Below are 19,762 nucleotides of genomic sequence, written 5' to 3' on the forward strand. Positions count from 1 at the left end.
ATGACCGTCCCACACAGCGAGGCCGCCGTTCGGATTGACGAACTGCGGACTGCCATTCGCCATCACGATGAGCTGTACTACGTCAAAGATCGGCCTGAGATCTCCGATTTCGAATATGACCGGCTGTTTCAAGAACTGGTCGAGCTGGAAACAGCGCATCCGGACCTGGTTACCAAGGATTCTCCTACCCAAAGGGTCGGCGCGGCGCCCTTGGCCGAGCTGGGCAAGGTCCTTCACGAAAAACCGATGCTCAGCCTCGACTCCATCATGGACCGGACGGACGTGCTGGCTTTTGACGCGCGGGTGAAACGGGACCTCAAGGTATCGGCCGTCGCCTACACGGCCGAACCGAAATATGACGGCCTCTCGGTGGAGCTGGTGTACGACCGCGGACTCTTTGTGCGCGGCGCCACGCGCGGGGACGGAACCACCGGTGAGGAAGTCACTGTGAACTTGCGCACCATCCGATCTCTGCCGCTCCAACTCCGGAGTGGAACCGGCGTGCCGGATTATCTGGTCGTGCGGGGAGAAGTGTACATGCGGCTGGACGAATTCCAGCACCTGAATCGCCGGATCACGGAACGGGGTGAGGAACCGTTTGCCAATCCTAGAAATGCCGCGTCCGGCGCCCTCCGGCAGCTGGATTCGCGAATCACGGCGGGACGCCCGCTGGTCATCACTTGCTACGACATCATGGCGCTTTCCGGCGGATCCCTGCCGGGACATTGGGCGGAACTCGAAGCCTTGGCCTCATGGGGCCTCCCGGTTCCTCTCGACCGCCGGCGATGCGGATCAATCGAGGAGGTGATCGCCTTCCATGCCGAGATTGAGGCCATGAGGGAGAGTCTTCCCTATGAAATCGACGGCATCGTCGTCAAAGTCGATGACCGGCAGAAACAAGACCTGCTCGGCAGCAAGTCCCGCAGCCCGCGCTGGGCCATCGCCTTCAAGTTCTCACCCCGAAAGGAGATTACCCAAATCCAGGATATCGCCGTCTCGGTGGGCCGCACCGGCACACTGACTCCATTGGCCTTGCTCAAGCCGGTTGAAGTCGGCGGGGTGACGATCAGTCGGGCGACCTTGCACAATGCCGATGAAGTTGCGAGAAAAGACGTCCGGGTCGGCGATACGGTCAAGGTGGAGCGGGCTGGGGATGTCATTCCCGCGATTGCCGAACGAGTTCCCGTCGCCGGCGAGAGGAGAAGCGAGCCGTTTCGGATGCCGGACCACTGCCCGGTCTGCGGGTCCGCGGTGGCTAGAGAAGGGGCCTACTATTATTGTACCGGGCAAACCGTCTGTGTGGCGCAATTGAAAGGCGCCATTGAGCACTTTGCCTCCAAGACCGCCCTGAATATCGACGGGCTTGGGGAGAAAACCGTCGCGCAACTGGTCGATCGAGGGCTCGTCAAGAATCTGGCCGATTTATATAGTCTCGACAAGAGCCAACTCTTAACACTGGATGGGTTTGCCGATCGATCCGCAAGTCTCCTGTTGGAATCCATCGCTCGAAGCAAGCAAGCGCGGTTCGACCGGTTTCTCATGGGACTGGGTATCAGACAGGTCGGGCAGCATATCGCGCGGGTCTTGGCGAAACACTTCGGCGAGTTGCCGCCTCTCATGGCCGCGGGTAGGGAACGGTTGGAACAGATTTATGAAATTGGGCCGGAAATCGCCGGCAGCCTCGAGTCCTACTTTCAAGAGGAGAAAAATCGGCAGGTCATCGCCCAACTCCTCGAATACGGCATGCAGATCATGCCGCTGCCGGATGCAGCCGGGCCCCAACCGGCCGGCGCTTCGGTGATAAGCGGAAAGATTTTCGTGTTTACGGGTGGCCTCCAAAAATATGACAGAGAGGAGGCCAAACGCCTGGTGGAAGAACTGGGAGGAACGGTGACGTCCAGCGTCAGTAAGAAAACGTCGTATGTGGTGGCCGGAAGTGATCCGGGGAGCAAACTTGATCAGGCAAAGAAACTGGGCGTGAGGGTCCTATCCGAAGAAGAATTTACCGATCTCCTGAAGCCTGCGTGACCGGCACCGGTTCACCTACCACCGCCTCAACCGAATGAGGCGTTTTCTCTTCCTTGTAGATATACACGCTCTTGATGACGCGCGGGTCCGCCTCATGAATCACCAGCCGGCAATTACCCACGTGCACTTCTTCGCCCGCCTTCGGAATGCGGCCGAGTTCCTGTTGGATGAGCCCGCCTATCGTGATCGCTTCATCGCCGAGATCCACCTTTAAGAATTCATTGACTTTTCTGACCTCGGTCCGGCCATGCACCAGGATCTGGTTCTTTCCAATGCGCTTGATCAATTCCTCGGTAATGTCCGTCTCATCCACGATTTCCCCGACCACTTCCTCGAGTAGGTCCTCCAGCGTGATCAATCCCATGACCCCGCCGAACTCATTGACGACGACGGCCATATGCCGCTTATCCAGCTGAAATTGCTTCATGAGGTCATCGGCCGACTTGACATGCGGGACAAAGAGAGCCGGATGGGCGATGTCCCGCAACCTGATGTCGCTCTTTCCTTGAGCCAGCGCCGTCAAGGCCTTGGTCTTATAGAGGATGCCGATAATGTTATCGAGGGTCCCGTCATAGAGCGGGATCCGGGAATACTTGGACTTGAACAACATCTCCTGGGCTTCGTGCAACCGAAGGTTCGAGTCGAGCGCGAACATATAGATGCGCGGAGTCATGCAGTCCTCCGCCGTAATGTCCTTCAATTGAAATACGTTCTTGATCATCTTGACCTCTTCGGTCTCGATGACTCCCGCCCGTTTCCCCTCATCAAGCATGATCTTCAGCTCTTCTTCGGTCACGAACGGCAGGTTCATTCCCTTTCCACCGGTCAGCTTATTGATCATCGGCACCATGCCGCCAAGGATAGGGCTCAATACCTTTTGGACCCCGTACACGGGGTAGGCCATGTTCAAGGCCACGGGGACGGCATACTTGGCCGCCAAGGTCTTCGGCACGATGTCGGCAAACACCAGCAACACGAAGGTAAGGATTCCGACGGTGACCGCGACCGCCTCATCCAAATATCCCTTGTCGCCGAACGCGTTTAACGTAATGATGGTGGCGATCGAGGCCGTCGCCGTATCCACCAAGCGGTCTCCAACCAGGATGGTGGATAAGAGCCGTTGCGGGTCGTTCCGCAAGTGAAGCGCCATGGCCGCGCGCTTGCTGCCGCCCTGGACCAAAGCCCTGAGCTTGGTATCGTTGACGGAAAAGAAACCGATTTCGGCCGCCGAAATGATGGCCGATAAAATAATAAGAGCGCCTAGGGCAAGGAGGTCCATAGACTCGTCCGGATCAGCGCACTGTCAGAGGTTTGGTTGGGCGAAATGATTGGTCAGGCCGCCGCCTTCGTTGGAAAGCCGGGACCGCCTTGATAGGGAGTCGCTGCACGGTGAAGATGACCTGATAAGGTCCTATCGGGCCGCTATCATCCATCGCTTATTACATCTATCATAGGGAGCGAGCCTCATCAAGAGCAACCAACGTTCTTGCCGGCGAAGAAATATCTCAACTATCATGAGGTTATGCGACAACCGTGCCACCAAACCACGGAAATCGGCTCAATTATCATCGCGGATGATTAGCGGATCGTCGCCCCACCATGTCCGCAAGCGGAGCGCCGCCGCCTCTGCCTGAGCCTCTGTCTGGAAGCGGCCCGCCTGAACGCGGTACCGCTTGCCGTCCGGCAATTCGACCATGATGATCCTTATGTCGGAATAGGAAGGCTCGAGTCGATCGGCCAATGTGCGGGCATTGGCTTGGTCGGCGAAGGACGCAATCTGGAGCCTGAGCACGCCGGAACCGCCAGTTCTCCCCAAGTAGTCAATCACTTGAAGGTGGACTTCATCGGTTCCTCGACCGATCATTCCTAAGCCCTGGGCCCCCGCCCATGACAGATCCAAAACCCGCCCGTGAGCGAAGGGACCACGGTCATTGATCCGAACCGTCACTTGCCGCCCCGTAGTCAACGACGTGACCTGAGCGATAGAGCCGAGGGGAAGGGTTCGGTGAGCGGCAGTGAACTTATGCATATCGTAGATCTCTCCATTGGCGGTTCGATTCCCATGAAAGCCGGGACCGTACCAGGAAGCGGTTCCCTTTTCGACATATCCGACCGGATAGCCTTGGAAATGAGCGCCGCCACGAAGCGGCTGCCCGCTGCAGGATGCGAGACCTGTAAGGAGAAAGAAGCAGGAAAGAACAAGAAGAGGCCGAAGCGCTCTGCTTGATCTCCGCATCAGACTTCAGAATTCATCGAGAGACTGATTCCGCAACACGAGCAGCGCCTTTGAAGTGTTCGAAACGGTCAGCACGACGATCGCCCGCTTTCCTTCCCGCGAGGGAGTGCAGTAGCCGCTCTTCACATTGATCCGTGCTTTAGTTAGGGAATCAGCCACCTGCTTGAGAGCCCCCGGTTTATTTTCGAGGCTCAAGATGAGCGCCGTTTCCTCCCGGAATTTGATTTTGGCCTTTCTAAGCGCAGTTCTGGCATTGTCCGGATCCGCCACGATCAGGCGCAATTTTCCTTTTCCCGTGGTGACTTCAGGCGCCAGGAATGCCTTGATGTTCACCCCCGCTCCGCCGAGCACCGCCGCCACCTGAGCTAGAACACCGGGCTTGCTTTGCTCGCTGATCACAAATTGGGTTGTCGTCGGCATGAGAATCCCCCTTATCGAATTTCCATTGGCCGCTGCGTAGCCCGCTCGGGCGGCGACCGTTTATACCCGTACAACCACCGAGCCGTACCCTCTCCCACGTTTTCCACCGTATGGCGGGTCAAGGCGGGAATCAACACTTCTTCGCCGACCTCGGGACGGAACCGGCGCCCTTCGAACTCCAGTTCAAGCGTGCCTTCAACCAGCATGACCAGTTCATCGGTTTGATGGACGTAATCCTCCCATACTTGACCGGGTGGATCAACCCACAGGCCGCAAGAAAACCCGCGCTGCCGCCAGTTCAGTTCAATCTGTGCTCGATCGATTGTCGTGTTTCTATTCCCCGACATGGGGCCCGAAATTTTGGGGCGCCGGTGGCTACTCTTTCTTCTCTGGAAAAGACCACGATCGCATACCCACTGAAGCCGGTACTCCTATGATTTTGTTCTTACTGCAGTGTGCGTTCGTCGGATTATTATGGACAGAACTTTGACCCTGTATATAGTCAGCCCACCGCGATGTCAATATCGGGCTAGTCCATCGCATGCGATGTTCAGTTCCATATCACCGATCAACTTTGAGCAACCAGTGATTGATAGTGCGGTGGAGCGTTTGCTGACCACGCAGACTGGTTCGCCGATAGGCTGTTCGATCTTTGCGTCTAGGACGCATTGGGTTCCGCTCCGGTGAAACGCGGATGCGTTACGAAGCAGAGACCCGTTATGTAACGGGCGAGTACAGTGCTCCACATTCGCGGCATCCCGGCTATCCGGCCCTAGCTAGCGGTGGTAGCTCTTCCGCCGTCTACCATTACCTATTGCGGTCTAACATACCCGTCGACAAAACGACGCCATAAAATACGACACCGAAATTGGCATGATGGGCTATAGGCCAACCGGCCTTCGCCCTCTACAATCCGCCTCATAGCGCACACGACAGATTTTGTAATTCACCGCATTTCTATTTGAATTTCTCAACTCAGAGTCGTACAGATCCAAGGCAGCGACTTATCATGCCGATCCGCGCAGATAACTTCCGATACGCGAGCCTATTCGTACATAGGAGATATCATGGATAGATCTCATCATCTCGAAATGGCCATTTACCGACACCTTTATCGAATGTCCGAGTGTTCTTTTGAGGACCTGCTCGGCTCGCTGCCTCAGTATACGTGGAACGAGATGTTCGGCACGGTGGACCGGTTGAGCCGGGAGGGGCGCCTCACCCTTCGCCATCCGAGGCGCTTCGGATTTGTTATTTCGACGACAGAGCACACCTTTGAGCCGGGCCAGGCCCTCTGGGCGGAAGAGGAAAGGACTCAAGTGATACAGCCTCGGAACGCTGCCTAACCCATCGCGGTCATTGCCACTAGCCCCACGAACATTGCGAACTCTTGCAGCTGATTCTTCGCTTTCTACAAGCGGGATGACCCGTTTACATCTCGCTTGCGAGAAATTCAAATAGCCGCCTGCGACACGGAAGAGTAGACTAGGACGACGGCCTAGGAAATCTATTCCGATGCTCCGACTGGTAGGTGCACTCTTCGTACTGGCTACAGGGTTGATGGGATGTGACCTGGAACGTCAACGGTTGTTCGAGACGGAATATCCCTCCTATTCCGAACATGTGCGACGAGTCATTGCCAAGGAAAGTATCATGCGGGGAATGACGGAAAATCAGGTGTACCTTCCCTGGGACCTCCGGTCTGTAAAAAGGACATCGAATTTCAAGGAAGACCGGTACAAGTCTGGTTATACCCACCAATTGGGCGTGACGCCTGTATAACGGCCGACTTTCGGGTATATTTGGAAAACGGTCGAGTCACGACATGGGATCACTTCTTACGAGCCACACGCTTTACCGACCCACCCGGTGGCGTACGGGAATAGCTTGCCATAACCGGAGACCATCTCAAGCCTCACTCATAAGTCCAGCTGAGCATATGGTTTGATAGTCGGGCTTTCACAACTCCTGTCCACACCTTTTTTCTCTCCGTCACGAACAGCCGCTGGTTTCTCCACAGGTCATACATTTCAGACAGGTCCCGTTTCGGACCAAGGTAAATTGTTTGCAGTTGGCATTCGGACAGGGATCCCCCTCATACCCTTTGAGAATGGCCTCCTTATGAACCGATGTCACAGTCAAGGTCTCTCGCTCCCGCTTGAGCTCCAGGCGATGCGCGACGGTGCCGTTGCCGGATCCATGTCCGTTTCCATGAAGTCCGTTCTTTCTCGCAGGCAGATGTTCCGTCATGATCGACGATTTGCGCAGCGCCGTCATGTCGGCTTCTTCGGCGACACATTCCGGGTCCTGCTCATCCTTCTTCATGGAATCCATTCGCAAATCTTCTTCCTGCACCTGCGACAGGTCTTTCCGCTCCAAATAGGTAATGGCGAGTTCCCGGAAGATGTAGTCGATGATCGAGGTCGCCATTTTGATCCGTTCATTGAGCTTGACGGGACCATTAGGCTCGAACCGCGTGAAGACGAAGGCCTCGACAAACTCTTCGAGGGGCACGCCATGTTGGAGGCCAAGTGAAATCGCGATGGCGAAATTGTTCATCAGGCTGCGAAACGCGGCTCCTTCCTTATGCATATCGAGGAAGATTTCGCCGAGCGTCCCATCCTCGTATTCGCCGGTCCGCAAGTACAGCTTGTGCCCCCCAATGATGGCCTTTTGCGTGTATCCATTCCTGCGAGCCGGCAGCGGCCGCCGCTTCGCCAGGTACCGCACCAGCACCTTTTCCGCCACCCGCTCCGCCGCCGCCATGATCGGCGATGCGGCTTCCACCGTCTTGCCGCTGTCCGTCGAAGCATTCAGCGGCTGACTCAGCTTAGAGCCGTCGCGATAAAGCGCCACCGCCTTGACCATGCACCGCCAGGCCAGCAGATAGGCAGATTTCACGTCATCGAGGGTGGCGTCGGCCGGCATGTTGATCGTTTTGCTGATTGCGCCGCTGATAAAGGGCTGCGCCGCCGCCATCATCCTGATATGGGCCTCGACGGCAATGAACCGCTGTCCGAACCGCCCGCAGCGATTGGCGCAATCAAAGACCGGCAAATGCTCGGGCTTCAAATGCGGCGCTCCCTCGATCGTCATGGTTCCACAGCAGTAATCGTTGGCGCTCACGAGTTCTTCCTGGGTGAAACCTAAGGCCTTGGCCATGTTAAAGGTTGGATCGGCCAATTGCGTTTCGGTCAGCCCAAGTTTCTGGCGGCAGAAGTCCTCGCCCAAAGTAAATTTATTGAACGCAAACTGAATCTCGAAGGCTTGTCCCAGGGCGCTTTCCAACCGCTCCAGCGCCGCGTCGTCGAATCCCTTCTGTCGCAAGGTCTCGTGGTTGATGAACGGCGCGCCTTTCAGCGTCTGGTGGCCGGCGCAGTAGGCGACGATGTCCCGGATCTGCGTTTCCGTGTAGCCCAACGTGGTCAGGGCCGGCGGCAGGCTTTGATTGATGATCTTGAAATAGCCGCCGCCCGCCAGCTTCTTGAATTTCACGAGCGCAAAATCCGGCTCGATACCGGTCGTATCGCAATCCATCACCAGCCCGATCGTGCCGGTCGGAGCGATCACCGTGACTTGCGCATTCCTGAAGCCGTAGGCCGTGCCCAGCTCCAAGGCTCGATCCCATGACCGCCGTGCCGCGATCAGCAACTGGGGAGGACAGTGCTCGGGTTGGATGCCGGTCGGATGGACAGTCAGTCCTTCGTATTCGCTCGATGAAGCATGGTAAGAAGCATGCCGGTGATTGCGAATGACCCGCAGCATATGTTCGCGGTTCCGTTGGTACCCTGGAAACGGACCGAGTTCGGCGGCCATTTCAGCGGACGTCGCATAGGATTCGCCGGTCATCAAGGCCGTCAGCGCCCCACACAAGGCCAAGGCCTGCGGTGAGTCATACGGAATACCCTGGCGCATGAGAATCGTGCCGAGATTGGCGTAGCCCAATCCGAGCGTCCGATATTCATAACTCTTCTGCGCAATGGCCTTGCTCGGAAATGACGCCATGAGAACGCTGATTTCCAGGACGATGGTCCACAGGCGCACGGCATGGCGGAAGCTTTCCAAGTCGAACTCCCCGCTCTCCGTATAGAACTTGGCGAGGTTCAGCGATGCGAGATTGCAAGCGGTGTCGTCCAAGAACATATATTCCGAGCAGGGATTCGACGCATTGATCCGGCCGTCTTCCGGACAGGTATGCCATTCGTTGATCGTCGTATCGTACTGAGTTCCTGGATCGGCGCAAATCCAGGCCGCCCAGGCAATCTTATCCCAGAGGTCCCGCGCCTTGACCGTCTTGGAGACTTTTCCGTCGATCCGGCGTTTGAGCTGCCAGTCACCATCCTGTTCGAGGGCCTGGAAAAATTCGTTTGGAATGCGCACGCTGTTGTTGGAGTTCTGGCCGGAGACCGTTTGGTAGGCCTTGCCGTCCCAGTTCGTATCATATTCATGGAAGACGAAATGGGTGTAACCCTGCCTGGCGAAATCAAACATCCGCTGGATATAGGCTTCCGGCGTCGCATCACGGCGCGCCGCGACGATGGCCTCCCGTAAGGCGCTATTTTTCTTCATATCCAGATCGATCTTCGTCCTGCCTTCGCCGTCCGTCTCGAAACAGGCTTTGAGCACCGCATTCAGCCGTTGCGCACAGATCTTGGAGCCGGTCACCATGGCGGCGACCTTCTGCTCCTCCACGACCTTCCACTCAATGAATTCCTCGATGTCCGGATGATCCAGATCGAGACAGACCATCTTGGCGGCGCGCCTGGTGGTGCCGCCCGATTTGATGGCCCCGGCGGCCCGATCGCCGATTTTCAAGAAGGACATGAGCCCGGACGACCGGCCTCCGCCGGACAGAGGTTCGCCGTCTCCCCGCAGGCGGGAAAAGTTCGTCCCCGTGCCCGATCCGTACTTGAACAGCCGCGCCTCGCGGACCCAGAGATCCATGATGCCGTTCTCGTTGACCAGATCGTCTTCGATCGATTGGATGAAACACGCGTGAGGTTGGGGGTGTTCGAAGGCGTTGGTCGCTTTCACCACCGTCTTGCTATCGGGATCGACATAGTAATGGCCTTGTGCCGGGCCGGTCAGCCCATAGGCGTAATGCAGCCCGGTATTGAACCACTGGGGCGAATTCGGCGCGGCCATTTGATGCGCAAGCATGTAGCAGAGTTCATCGTGGAAGGCGGCGGCGTCTTCAGGAGTTTTGAAATAGTTGTAGGACTTTCCCCAATAGGTCCAACAACCGGCCAAGCGTTCGAAGACTTGCCGGGCGTCCCTCTCGCATCCAAGCACTTGCTTGCCGTCCGCCCCGACCACCGGGCTTCCATCGGCGTTGACTTGTGGAACCCCTGCCTTCCTAAAATACTTTTGCGCCAGGATATCGATGGCCAGCTGAGACCATGACTCGGGAATATCGATATCGGTCAGCTTGAAAACCGTCGATCCATCTGGATTTCTGATCTCCGAGGATCGTTTGACGAACGCCAGGTCCTCGTATGGAGTGCGGCCACGCTTCGTAAATCGTCTTTCTATTCTCACGTTCCCTCCTTACGATAACGGCTGTGCGAGAAGGTGGAGTCCCTGATTCAAATTTCTTCGCTTCGGCATTGCGAGCTACTACATATAGCTATTAAAAAATATTGTCAAACAAAATGTTGTGGGCTTGACTGTGAATGGCGGGGACAACCTGGTGATAACCGAATCCCCGCGACCGGTGCTCGTTTCAGGCCGGTATCGAGGGAGTTATCCACAGAGGAGCACTGATTGGTCTCGGCAACCTTCCCTACAGCGTTTCCCTAGAATGCCAGGCGGCCTATCTTGAGCGTTGCCTCTTCGACGCCGTGCAACGGGACAAACCACGTCGCCACACCGACCACGACCACCTCCTGGTCCAGAATTTTTGTTCGGTACATACTCCAGAGTCCCCAATTCTCTCGCTGCGTGGAGGAGCGGACGATGCCATCAACGAGCTGTTTCTTCTGGGACTGGAAAACGGCGCGGATCATGGCCTTCTCCGCCTCCGGTTGGTCCATGCGATCAAGCGCGGCCGCCAGCTTGAGTTCGATGAAATGCAGATACTCTTCCGTGGTCGGATTCGTCACCGCCAGTCCAATCGCGACGAGCAGTACAGCGACAATGATTCCCAGGTGCCAAGAAGTCACTACCATTCCGCGCCTCTTTAGCTTACGCCGGTTGCGCACGGCAATCCGTCAAGTCGCACCATCAGGAGGGACTCATGCTGGCGCTTGTCCCGTTCCGGCGACGACCGTCAAATAAAGAGGATGAGTCCGCTCAGGCCAATGCCTCGGCGCCGGCCCCATGAGGACTGGTTTTTTCCTCGACCGGCTTCCGGAGATGCCACAAGAGCCAGAGTCCCGGCAGAGCTGAAAGAAACGTCACGAGGAAGAACATTCCCCATCCCACCGACCCCACCAGTTTCGCCGCCGGCCATCCAAGAAACACCCGCCCGACCGACTCGACGGAGGACAGGAGCGCAAATTGTGTGGCCGTATAGCGATGATCGCACAGCGACATGACCAGCGACACGAACGCGGCGGTTCCCATGCCGCCCGTGAGGTTTTCAAACCCCACCGCGAATGCCATGGCCGCATAATTCTTTCCAACCCAGAACAGCACGAGAAAGGAGAGGTTCGATAGAGCTTGAAGCACGCCGAATACCAGAAGTGAGCGGAACAGACCCAGACGCGGCATCAGCATGCCGCCGATAAAGGCGCCGAGAATCGTCGATCCAAGGCCGAAGGCCCTAATAACCCCCACATCCGTCGAGGAAAACTCCAATCCGCGAATCAAGAACGGCGTGGTCAGGGCCCCGGCGAACGCATCGCCCAGCTTGTAGAGCACGATCAACCCGAGGAGCGCGAGCGCCATCGGTCTGGCAAAAAATTCCTTCAGCGGTCCCACCACCGCCTCTTGCATGGTTTTGGGACCCTGTTGTGCCCCGGCCGGTTCAGGACTTATGAAAATAGTCACAGTTCCCAACACCATCAGCGCGGCCATGCAGAGATAGGTTATCGACCAGCCCACTTGATCGGCCAGCACCAGAGCCACCGATCCCGACATGATCATGGCAAGGCGATACCCCATCACCCAAGTGGCCACGCCCAATCCCCGCTCATCCGGCTTCAGGACATCCGTCCGATAGGCATCGAACACGATGTCCTGCGAGGCGGACACAAAGGCCACGCCCAGGGCGATCGCCGCGAACACATGAGGCATGGCGGTCGGCCCGGTGAGAGCCATGGCGGTGAGGAAGCCGGCCAACCCAAGCTGCGTGACGATCATCCATCCGCGCCGCCGACCCAGCCATGGCGGCACCCACCGATCCATGACAGGCGCCCACATGAATTTGAGCGTATAAGGCAGTCCGACATAGGCGAAGAGTCCAATCGTCGCCAATTCCACATTCGCCATCGTCAACCAGGCCTGCAGTGTCCCACCGGTCAGCGCGAGCGGGAGACCGGACGCAAAACCCAGCGGCAACATCACGCCGAGGCGCGGAGTCAGGAGCGAACGGATTGTGACGGCGTTCATTGATGCATGATCTCGATCGGACAATCGTTCACGCAGGGCAGCATACCACCGGCGGGCAAGAGAGCGGCAGTAGAATCGACAAACGAAACGCGGGGATCATGCGATCATACGGCATGACCGGATGGGATCAGCAGGGCTGGCCGTTGAAGAGGCAAGGTTTGTATCGGGCGATGTCGAACTCGATATTCTCCTGGTAGACCTTTTCATTCCCGTTCACGCCGTCCTGCTCCGGATCATTCCACATCGTATGGTTCCACCAATAAAAGAGCGGATTTTCCTCGGTGTAATAGACCGGGTTGCCGTAGTTGCTGCGGGCATATTCCTGAACCAGACGGCCGGTGATGTAATCGATTGTCCCATCGCCCTTCAATGAATACAACATGATGAAGAGACGCGCCTCATGGTCATACAGCTCATCGATCCGCGTATTGAGATCCGGTTCGACCGGAAGCACTTCTCGGGAGGACGTATCAGCGGGGAAGGACATGATCGTCAGTAGGCCTGCGAGGGTTAGAGCAAAGAACCATCTCATGAGTCACCTCTCAGTCTGCTCATCGCGTACTCTAGCATCTTGAATTCATCAATGCAAAGGTCCGGCGCCGGCTCATGTTGATCTTCACGCGTTGAAGCAGAACGCGCGACGATGGATCATCATCATCACGGCGTCTCATTCGAGTCTGCGGACGATGATGAGACCGCTTGCTCATCGTGGAATCGGTCACCTATAATCGCGGTTTCCATGTCGCAGCACAGCACGAAACCTCGCGCCAGCCTCCACACATTGGGCTGCCGTCTGAATCAAGCCGAGACTGCCGTACTGGGCGACGTATTGACGCGCCAGGGCTACGACATCGTTCCATTTGGCCAATCGACGGATCTGCTCGTGCTCAATACCTGTTCCGTCACCGAGAATGCCGAAAAAGATTGTCGTTACGCGGTCCGCAAGACGCTGCGGCATTCACCCCACGCGTTCGTGGCGGTAACTGGATGCTATGCGCAGACAGGAAGCGAGGCGTTGCGCCGGGTGCCAGGAATCGACTTGCTGCTGGGAAATCAGTTCAAGCTGGATCTGCCGACGTATCTGCCTGCCTCCGGGTCGCTGCGGAAATTGCCTCTGGCGGAGGTACACCATACAAGAACGATTGCTCGCGAAGAGTTTACGCTGCCGGGCGCAGCCTATTCCGACTCGACCCGTGCGCTGCTGAAAATACAGGACGGCTGCGATGTCATGTGCAGCTTTTGTATTATTCCGTTCGCGCGCGGCCACGAGCGAAGCCGGATGATGGACGACGTGGTGCGCGAAGCGGAATTGCTGGCGGCCCGGGGCTATAAGGAGTTGGTGCTGACCGGGGTCAATATCGGACGGTATGACTATCGAAATAGGAGTTTCATTGATCTGCTTCGGCGCCTTGAGGCCGTCGATGGAATCGCTCGGATCAGAATCTCCTCGATCGAACCCACGACCGTCGGCCGCGACCTCCTTGAATACATGGCTGCGTCTCCCAAGCTCTGCCGCTATTTGCATATCCCCCTTCAAAGCGGCGATGATCGGATCCTTGACGCGATGAATCGTAACTACACCCTCCGGGAATATATTGATCTCATCGATACCGCCTGCGGATTGATGCCCGATCTCGGTTTGGGAACCGATCTCATGGTGGGGTTTCCAGGAGAAAGCGACGAGCAGTTCGACCGTACGATCCAGGCGGCGCGTGACCTGCCCTTCGCCTATTGTCATGTCTTCAGCTATTCGCGAAGGCCCGGCACTGCGGCGGCCAAGATGCGACAATCCGTGCCGGGCTCGACCATCAGGCGCAGAAGCCGCGCCCTGGCGAAGCTGTCTCGGATGAAGACGCTTGCACAGCACGAGCGGCACATCGGCAGGACCATGTCCGTGCTCTTCGAGCAAGGAGAACGGGACGGTTTCAGGCTGGGCTTGACCGAGCACTTTATGCGGGTCGGCGTAGCGAGCCAGGATGATCTCGCCGGCGCCTTGCGCGACGTCACGATTACAGGCGCGACCGAGGGCATGGCCTTGGGGCGCCTCGTTCCCGCGTCTCATCATCCATCAAAGGTACCTCTTTTATGAATCAGCCAGGCCGTCCTCACGCAGTCCACATCGAAACGTTCGGCTGCCAGATGAACGAATACGACACGGAACTCGTCCGTTCCTTGATGAAAGGCGCCGGGTTCGAGTTCACCACCGATCGGGAGCGCGCCGATGTGCTTCTCATGAATACCTGCGCGATCCGGGAGAACGCGCACAATAAAGTCTATGGACACCTGGCCGAATTGAAATCACTCAAAAAACAGCGACCACTTGTCGTCGGCGTGTTGGGCTGCATGGCTCAAAACCTCAAGGAGGAACTCACCGAGAAAGAGCCGCTGGTCGATGTGCTGGCCGGCCCCGACAGCTATCGGCAGCTTCCGGCCTTGATCAATCGGGCGCTCGCCTCCGAAGAAGCGGCTCTGAGCAAGCGCCTCGCCGTCGATCTTTCCGAGTACGAGACGTACGACAATATCCTTCCGGAGCGCGGAAATGGCGTCAACGCCTGGATCGCGATCATGCGCGGCTGTGACAATTTTTGCAGCTTCTGCGTCGTGCCCTACACGCGCGGCCGGGAACGATCGCGCGACCCTCAAGGTATCGTCCGGGAAGCCGAATCCGCGGTCGCCTGCGGTTTCAAACAAATCACGTTGCTGGGACAAAATGTGAATTCGTACCGGTTCGATGCCTGGGATTTCGCCCGGCTCATCACCGCAGTGGCCGACGTGCCGGGAGTGGAACGAGTGCGATTTACATCGCCGCATCCCAAGGATTTCCCGCCGGCTCTGTTGGACGCGGTCGCCGGACATCCCAAAATCTGCAAACATATTCACCTGCCGCTCCAGTCCGGAAACGATCGCATTCTGGAATTGATGAACCGAACCTACAGCAGGCGCGAGTTCTTGGCTCTCGTGGAAGACATCCGCGGGCGACACAACGGCATCGCCCTTTCGACCGACCTCATTTGCGGGTTTTGTTCCGAAACCGAGCAGGAATTCCTGGACACCTACCGGGCGGTTCAGGAAATCGGATTTCACTCGGCATTTATCTTCGCCTATTCGGAGCGAAAGAACACGATCGCGGCCAGGAAATATCTCGACGATGTGCCGGCGGCCGTCAAATCGGATCGAGTCACGCGATTGGTCGACTTGCAGAAACGCATTTCAGCCGAACTGAATCAACAGTTGGTCGGCTGCACTGTTGAGGCGCTCGTTGAAGGCGATTCGAAGCGATCGCGGGATCAATGGATGGGACGGACCGATTCCAATATCACGGTCGTCTGGCAAAAATCGGATGAACCGCACTGCGCCGGTTCGATCGTTTCCGTCCCGATCGAACGGGCCTCTGCCACCACGCTGTTCGGGAAAACCGGCTAAGCCGTTCCACCAAGCAGTGACTTCCTCCATCCCGCAGTGGGGCCGACCTGTACGGACAACTTTGTTCAGATCTGACAATTCCTGTCAGTTTTCCGACAGCGCAGCTCATTGTCGGTGCCCATCCTGGCACAGTTGGAGACACAGTATGCGAACGGATGGTCCCCCCGTATTTCCCTTGACGCCGCGCGATCCAGAATGTAAAAAGTAAACGAAATCTGATAACTTGTGACCGTTTCCTCTTCTTTTTATGCACCTTCCTTCTATGGATGCGGAACGCTGAATTCCTCGTCCAGGCCCTCTCCAATTGTCTTCACAAGACTCACAGCATAAAGGCATAAAGCTTGCTTCAACGCCTGCCTGCGACAACCATTTCAAAGAGCCGCTAACCTTTCGATCCGCTGAGGCCTCCATGAAAAAAGACCAGGCGCAAACGCAGGTGCAGCCACAAGACAAAGGAATCAGCCTCGAGACTATGATCGCCGTCGGAGTATTCGGCTGGCTTGCCATTGGCGTCGTGATGATGGGGCTCGGTATCTGGTAGAGCGCGGAACGCGCTGGCGCCGGGCCGCCTCCTGCCGCTTCTATTGATTCCTTCCGGAGGAACCGTCATGTGCCGACTGTCCTCGATATTCAGCCGGGCTCGCTATCTCATCGTCTTCATTTTCCTCTGTCAGCCCCTGCTGAGCCAAGGCTGTTCGGTCGGCTCCTCACCCGTCCGCCCTCAGCCCAGAGCCCCGCAATCCACCGTCTATTATGAAGAAGTAGCCGATTGGTCTTTCGAAGCGGCGCATCCGGCCACGATCGACCAAGCGATGATCAAGCAAGTCCTTCACGGAGTTTATGTCAGTGATCGTTCTCCCTCGTATACCGGTTCCGCGGATGGCGCCAAGCCGATGAAAGTATTCAGCGATGAGGATGTAGCGCATCTTGCTCCCCTGCTGGCCCACGCATTGTCGCAAGCGCAACCAGAGTATGTGGTTGCTTTTCGTCTATCCTCATCGGCAGGGTCAGGCTCTGAACCCACCGCGGGCACTCTCTATGTCAAAGATGACCTTCTCCACGTCACGTTGACGGCCCACCAAGGAACTCTTGCGAAGGAGGACTCTTCCGTCACGACTCAGGGGGCCGTGCGGGCGGTTAGCTTTGTCCCGGCAGCCGCCGGCCATGCACAGAAAGCCGATCCGACGATCGCGTTGGGACAGCGCGGTCTGATGACGCTCGCGATTGATTTTGATGTCCTGAACAAAAAAGTCGAGCCGGCGCCGGCACGGCCCGCAACCATCGCGCGATCAGATATGAGAACGTCCGAGATGCCCCGGCCGATGCTGATGGCCGGCGCTTCCCCTGATGATGTGAAGACCTCCGACATGGCGGCGGTTCAGGAAACGGAGATCACGAGCCTGAAAGAGCAGGAACTGAAGGAAGCGCAGCGGGCTATCGCCCGCAAAGATGCCAAGATCGATCAATTACGGCGTGATTTGGAATCGATGCGCCAGCAATTGGAAGCCAAGGACAAAGAACTCCGCCAGGTGAAGACCAAGCCCACCTCCACCAAGCGTGAAAAACGAGGTACGGCCGAAGTGGTCATTCGCTGAAATGTCTCCCGCTCAACGAGCTCCCATCTACCCCACATCGATCAATTCCTGGTTCAACAACACGATTTCGCGCGAGAGCGGTTGCCGAAAATTCATACGGCAATAACAGGCATAGGTGACGTAGGTGTCCTGAAGACAATAGAGTCCGATTTCCCTCCCCTGCCCCTGTTCCCACATCGCCGCGACTTGCTCTCCGCTTCCGGATTTGGTTTCCACGTTCAGCGCGCGCGCCAGCACATCGAGCTTGACCCAACCCCGATTGTCCCAATTGCTCCAGACCGCCATCGTATCGTAAACCGGTTCGGTCCGAAACTTGGCCAGATTGATGTCTACACTGGGCTTGATTTGCTGGATGACCGATCGCTTCCTGATAAACGGCAGGTCGAAACTCAACCCGTTATGCGTGATGAACAATCCAGGCCGATTCCGGCCAAGATGGGCCCAAAAGAGTCTGAGCAATTCCCGCTCATTTCCGCCGTACCAGGCGTAGGATCCGCGGGGTTCGAGGCTGTCGGATAATTCGATGATGCCGATGCAGACGATGCGGCTATAGGTGCCGTCGAATGCGCATTTGGCATACAGTTCGTCATCGGCCCGCCGTTGCTCATCCGCCGCACTCGCAGAAAAGAGATCCATGCACTCGTCCGAGGAAAGCAACTCACCGGCTGCCGGCTTCCCGGTCAGGCGGGCCCATTCTTCGCGAGACGGTTGAACGGTTTCAATGTCGAGGACGATCTTCATATCATCACATCAACGAACGGAACATGATGAGCGCGTCCTGATAAAAACCATCGTCCCTGCGAATCACGGAGGGCAGGCGCGCGATTTCTTCAAAGCCTAATTGCCGCCAGAGCGATCGGGCGGGCTGATTCTCGGCAAATACGAGATTAAAAATGACGCTCCGATAGCCCTGCTCTTTGGCGCAATCCAACATCGTCGTCCCCAAGAGCCGGCCCAGGCCGTGCCTCCTCCAGGAGGGAGCGACGATGAATCCGGCGTTCGCGACATGGCCGGCTCGCCCGGGCCAGTTCGGTTTGAGATAGAACGCGCCGGCGATCGGAACATCTTGCTCATCCTTATAGCAGGTTTGAGGGCCGGCCACGACGGTGAATTTTCCCGTAACCCAATAGTCGAGAAATTCTTGTTCGCTCAGGGCACGATCGTGTGGGTAGGACGCGCCTTCTTCGACAATCACGTCATAAAGGGATCGGAGGCCCGAAAAATCCGGCGGGCTCACCTGGCGAAGCTGAACCGGCATTCCGTCCTTGAGGACCGCATTTTCAGGAAGCGGCACCGCGGGGGTCCTTATCCAGCTATCGGCGACAATCTACACCTGCCGCAACGCAAGCAGAATCTCGTCATCTGCGGGAGGAAACCGGTATAGTGAGAATTCCTCGGGGTTCACCCATCGGATCTCGGCGCAGTCGCGAGCCTCGGGCTCGCCGGCCTGAATTGAACATTGAAAAAAATGGAGCTCGATGGTGTTATCCGCATAGGCATGGCGAATGGTCCGGAAGGGAACAGGCGTGGAGATCGTGACGTCCAGCTCCTCGCGCAGTTCACGAGCGAGGCAGGCTTCGAGCGATTCCCCCGACTCGCATTTCCCCCCGGGGAATTCCCAGAACCCGCCGAGATGCGTGCCCGGCTTGCGCCGGGCGATCAAATATCGGCCCTCGCGCGCGATGATCGCAGCCGCGACCAACAGGACATCAGGTTCAATCGGTTCATCCGCGGTGCCGGCCATCATACGGATAGGTCTTGCAGACTGTCTTCATAGGACAGAGCAGGCAATAGGGATCGCGGGCCGTGCACATCATCGCACCGAAATCCATGATCGCCTGGTTGAAATCGTAGCACTTGCCTCGCGGGATGAGATCCTCTGATAACTTCCACAATAAAGTCTTTTGGCTCTTGGGCTGCCCTTCGCCGACGAACACTCGGTGAAGCACGCGCATCACATTGGTATCCAAAATAGGCGCCGCTTCGCGAAAGGCAAAGGAGCGGATTGCGCCCGCCGTGTAACGACCGATACCTTTGAACGACAATAATTGCTCCGGCTCTTTCGGCAAGGCGCCACCGTATCGCGTCACCGTCTCGCACGCAATGCTGTGCAGGCGCTCGGGCCTGATATTATAGCCAAGGGGATACCAGGTCTTTCGCACGTCTTCGACCGGCGCCGCGGCCAGCTCGGTGAAGCCGGGATAGCGGTCGAGAAACTCATGATATTTCGGAATGACGCGGTCCACTTGCGTTTGTTGCAGCATGACCTCCGAGACAAGAATGTGATACGGATTGGAGGTGTTTCGCCAGGGAAGATCCCGGCCGTTTTCCCGGTACCATTTGAGCAGCCGCTGCTGAAAACGCCGCTTGTGAGAAGGTTCAATGGAGAAGATTGCGGCCTTCCGCTTGGCGCGTCGAACAGCTTTCCTGAGACGAGATTTGGCGGGCATGAAGCACTCGTTTTGTGGTGGCATTTTATGAGGTCGGCCGGTAGAAAGTAAACCTCGCA

The 19,762-nt window shown here is 57.1% G+C and carries 19 protein-coding genes; 7 read left to right on the forward strand and 12 right to left on the reverse strand.

Annotation, left to right across the window (positions count from 1 at the left end):
• Nucleotides 1-2,028 carry an NAD-dependent DNA ligase LigA gene (gene ligA, locus ACWGXE_RS11360; protein WP_447597882.1) on the forward strand — a complete coding sequence of 676 codons (2,028 nt, stop codon included), beginning with the start codon at nucleotides 1-3 and terminating at the stop codon, nucleotides 2,026-2,028.
• Here the strand turns inward: ligA and ACWGXE_RS11365 are convergent.
• The 4 genes from ACWGXE_RS11365 to ACWGXE_RS11380 all read right to left on the reverse strand — a co-directional run bounded on the left by ACWGXE_RS11365 (nucleotide 2,003) and on the right by ACWGXE_RS11380 (nucleotide 5,031).
• Nucleotides 2,003-3,307 carry a hemolysin family protein gene (locus ACWGXE_RS11365; protein WP_447597883.1) on the reverse strand — a complete coding sequence of 435 codons (1,305 nt, stop codon included), beginning with the start codon at nucleotides 3,305-3,307 and terminating at the stop codon, nucleotides 2,003-2,005. The genes ligA and ACWGXE_RS11365 overlap by 26 nt on opposite strands.
• A 279-nt stretch (nucleotides 3,308-3,586) precedes the next feature.
• Nucleotides 3,587-4,264: a septal ring lytic transglycosylase RlpA family protein gene (locus ACWGXE_RS11370; protein ID WP_447597884.1), complete on the reverse strand. Its 678-nt coding sequence runs from the start codon at nucleotides 4,262-4,264 to the stop codon at nucleotides 3,587-3,589.
• A 6-nt stretch (nucleotides 4,265-4,270) separates the two neighbouring features.
• A complete protein-coding gene (locus ACWGXE_RS11375) occupies nucleotides 4,271-4,684 on the reverse strand; it encodes a hypothetical protein (protein WP_447597885.1) in 414 nt (137 codons plus the stop codon).
• Between the two features lie 11 nt (nucleotides 4,685-4,695).
• Complete coding sequence (locus tag ACWGXE_RS11380; protein WP_447597886.1) at nucleotides 4,696-5,031, reverse strand: cupin domain-containing protein; 336 nt, start codon at nucleotides 5,029-5,031, stop codon at nucleotides 4,696-4,698.
• A 720-nt stretch (nucleotides 5,032-5,751) separates the two neighbouring features.
• Between ACWGXE_RS11380 and ACWGXE_RS11385 the strand changes: the two genes are divergently transcribed.
• Nucleotides 5,752-6,030, forward strand: coding sequence for a hypothetical protein (locus ACWGXE_RS11385; RefSeq protein ID WP_447597887.1), 279 nt, complete (start codon nucleotides 5,752-5,754; stop codon nucleotides 6,028-6,030).
• A gap of 169 nt (nucleotides 6,031-6,199) precedes the next feature.
• A complete protein-coding gene (locus ACWGXE_RS11390) occupies nucleotides 6,200-6,466 on the forward strand; it encodes a hypothetical protein (protein WP_447597888.1) in 267 nt (88 codons plus the stop codon).
• A 210-nt stretch (nucleotides 6,467-6,676) separates the two neighbouring features.
• On the opposite strand, the gene ACWGXE_RS11395 is transcribed toward ACWGXE_RS11390, so the two are convergent.
• From ACWGXE_RS11395 to ACWGXE_RS11410, 4 genes are all read right to left on the reverse strand, one after another.
• Nucleotides 6,677-10,222, reverse strand: a complete 3,546-nt coding sequence (locus ACWGXE_RS11395) for a vitamin B12-dependent ribonucleotide reductase (RefSeq protein WP_447597889.1) — start codon at nucleotides 10,220-10,222, stop codon at nucleotides 6,677-6,679.
• 257 nt (nucleotides 10,223-10,479) lie between these two features.
• Nucleotides 10,480-10,851, reverse strand: a complete 372-nt coding sequence (locus ACWGXE_RS11400) for a DUF4359 domain-containing protein (RefSeq protein WP_447597890.1) — start codon at nucleotides 10,849-10,851, stop codon at nucleotides 10,480-10,482.
• Nucleotides 10,852-10,975: 124 nt separating this feature from the next.
• The gene (locus ACWGXE_RS11405) at nucleotides 10,976-12,235 is read right to left on the reverse strand and encodes an AmpG family muropeptide MFS transporter (protein WP_447597891.1); all 1,260 of its coding nucleotides are present in this window, start codon (nucleotides 12,233-12,235) and stop codon (nucleotides 10,976-10,978) included.
• Between the two features lie 127 nt (nucleotides 12,236-12,362).
• Nucleotides 12,363-12,767, reverse strand: coding sequence for a hypothetical protein (locus ACWGXE_RS11410; RefSeq protein ID WP_447597892.1), 405 nt, complete (start codon nucleotides 12,765-12,767; stop codon nucleotides 12,363-12,365).
• A gap of 207 nt (nucleotides 12,768-12,974) precedes the next feature.
• On the opposite strand from ACWGXE_RS11410, the gene mtaB reads away from it, so the two are divergent.
• The 4 genes from mtaB to ACWGXE_RS11430 all read left to right on the forward strand — a co-directional run bounded on the left by mtaB (nucleotide 12,975) and on the right by ACWGXE_RS11430 (nucleotide 17,253).
• Nucleotides 12,975-14,324 (forward strand): tRNA (N(6)-L-threonylcarbamoyladenosine(37)-C(2))-methylthiotransferase MtaB, encoded by a 1,350-nt coding sequence (mtaB, locus tag ACWGXE_RS11415; RefSeq protein ID WP_447597893.1) that lies wholly within the window; start codon nucleotides 12,975-12,977, stop codon nucleotides 14,322-14,324.
• Nucleotides 14,321-15,658 carry a tRNA (N6-isopentenyl adenosine(37)-C2)-methylthiotransferase MiaB gene (gene miaB / locus ACWGXE_RS11420; protein WP_447597894.1) on the forward strand — a complete coding sequence of 446 codons (1,338 nt, stop codon included), beginning with the start codon at nucleotides 14,321-14,323 and terminating at the stop codon, nucleotides 15,656-15,658. The genes mtaB and miaB overlap by 4 nt, the downstream gene beginning before the upstream one ends.
• Before the next feature lie 409 nt (nucleotides 15,659-16,067).
• Nucleotides 16,068-16,199, forward strand: coding sequence for a hypothetical protein (locus tag ACWGXE_RS11425; protein ID WP_447597895.1), 132 nt, complete (start codon nucleotides 16,068-16,070; stop codon nucleotides 16,197-16,199).
• 67 nt (nucleotides 16,200-16,266) lie between these two features.
• On the forward strand, nucleotides 16,267-17,253 hold the full coding sequence (locus ACWGXE_RS11430; RefSeq protein ID WP_447597896.1) for a hypothetical protein: 987 nt from the start codon (nucleotides 16,267-16,269) through the stop codon (nucleotides 17,251-17,253).
• Nucleotides 17,254-17,280: 27 nt separating this feature from the next.
• On the opposite strand, the gene ACWGXE_RS11435 is transcribed toward ACWGXE_RS11430, so the two are convergent.
• Genes ACWGXE_RS11435 through ACWGXE_RS11450 form a run of 4 tightly spaced genes read right to left on the reverse strand, consistent with a single transcriptional unit; the run spans nucleotide 17,281 to nucleotide 19,703 of the window.
• Nucleotides 17,281-17,994: a 3'-5' exonuclease gene (locus ACWGXE_RS11435; protein ID WP_447597897.1), complete on the reverse strand. Its 714-nt coding sequence runs from the start codon at nucleotides 17,992-17,994 to the stop codon at nucleotides 17,281-17,283.
• 4 nt (nucleotides 17,995-17,998) lie between these two features.
• On the reverse strand, nucleotides 17,999-18,547 hold the full coding sequence (locus tag ACWGXE_RS11440; RefSeq protein ID WP_447597898.1) for an N-acetyltransferase family protein: 549 nt from the start codon (nucleotides 18,545-18,547) through the stop codon (nucleotides 17,999-18,001).
• Nucleotides 18,548-18,580: 33 nt separating this feature from the next.
• Nucleotides 18,581-19,000 (reverse strand): (deoxy)nucleoside triphosphate pyrophosphohydrolase, encoded by a 420-nt coding sequence (locus ACWGXE_RS11445; RefSeq protein ID WP_447597899.1) that lies wholly within the window; start codon nucleotides 18,998-19,000, stop codon nucleotides 18,581-18,583.
• Nucleotides 18,978-19,703: an A/G-specific adenine glycosylase gene (locus ACWGXE_RS11450; RefSeq protein WP_447597900.1), complete on the reverse strand. Its 726-nt coding sequence runs from the start codon at nucleotides 19,701-19,703 to the stop codon at nucleotides 18,978-18,980. The genes ACWGXE_RS11445 and ACWGXE_RS11450 overlap by 23 nt, the downstream gene beginning before the upstream one ends.
• Nucleotides 19,704-19,762 lie beyond the last annotated feature (59 nt).

Source organism: Nitrospira sp. Nam80 (assembly GCF_965152575.1).

Excerpts from the sequence above, each read along its gene's own strand:
- ACWGXE_RS11435 (WP_447597897.1), bottom strand. The coding sequence starts at position 17,994 with ATGAAGATCGTCCTCGACATTGAAACCGTTCAACCGTCTCGCGAAGAA.
- ACWGXE_RS11400 (WP_447597890.1), bottom strand. The coding sequence starts at position 10,851 with ATGGTAGTGACTTCTTGGCACCTGGGAATCATTGTCGCTGTACTGCTC.
- ACWGXE_RS11370 (WP_447597884.1), bottom strand. The coding sequence starts at position 4,264 with ATGCGGAGATCAAGCAGAGCGCTTCGGCCTCTTCTTGTTCTTTCCTGC.
- ACWGXE_RS11365 (WP_447597883.1), bottom strand. The coding sequence starts at position 3,307 with ATGGACCTCCTTGCCCTAGGCGCTCTTATTATTTTATCGGCCATCATT.
- ligA (WP_447597882.1), top strand. The coding sequence starts at position 1 with ATGACCGTCCCACACAGCGAGGCCGCCGTTCGGATTGACGAACTGCGG.
- ACWGXE_RS11450 (WP_447597900.1), bottom strand. The coding sequence starts at position 19,703 with ATGCCCGCCAAATCTCGTCTCAGGAAAGCTGTTCGACGCGCCAAGCGG.
- ACWGXE_RS11380 (WP_447597886.1), bottom strand. The coding sequence starts at position 5,031 with ATGTCGGGGAATAGAAACACGACAATCGATCGAGCACAGATTGAACTG.
- ACWGXE_RS11425 (WP_447597895.1), top strand. The coding sequence starts at position 16,068 with ATGAAAAAAGACCAGGCGCAAACGCAGGTGCAGCCACAAGACAAAGGA.
- mtaB (WP_447597893.1), top strand. The coding sequence starts at position 12,975 with ATGTCGCAGCACAGCACGAAACCTCGCGCCAGCCTCCACACATTGGGC.
- ACWGXE_RS11405 (WP_447597891.1), bottom strand. The coding sequence starts at position 12,235 with ATGAACGCCGTCACAATCCGTTCGCTCCTGACTCCGCGCCTCGGCGTG.
- ACWGXE_RS11385 (WP_447597887.1), top strand. The coding sequence starts at position 5,752 with ATGGATAGATCTCATCATCTCGAAATGGCCATTTACCGACACCTTTAT.
- ACWGXE_RS11430 (WP_447597896.1), top strand. The coding sequence starts at position 16,267 with ATGTGCCGACTGTCCTCGATATTCAGCCGGGCTCGCTATCTCATCGTC.
- miaB (WP_447597894.1), top strand. The coding sequence starts at position 14,321 with ATGAATCAGCCAGGCCGTCCTCACGCAGTCCACATCGAAACGTTCGGC.
- ACWGXE_RS11410 (WP_447597892.1), bottom strand. The coding sequence starts at position 12,767 with ATGAGATGGTTCTTTGCTCTAACCCTCGCAGGCCTACTGACGATCATG.
- ACWGXE_RS11375 (WP_447597885.1), bottom strand. The coding sequence starts at position 4,684 with ATGCCGACGACAACCCAATTTGTGATCAGCGAGCAAAGCAAGCCCGGT.
- ACWGXE_RS11390 (WP_447597888.1), top strand. The coding sequence starts at position 6,200 with ATGCTCCGACTGGTAGGTGCACTCTTCGTACTGGCTACAGGGTTGATG.
- ACWGXE_RS11445 (WP_447597899.1), bottom strand. The coding sequence starts at position 19,000 with ATGATGGCCGGCACCGCGGATGAACCGATTGAACCTGATGTCCTGTTG.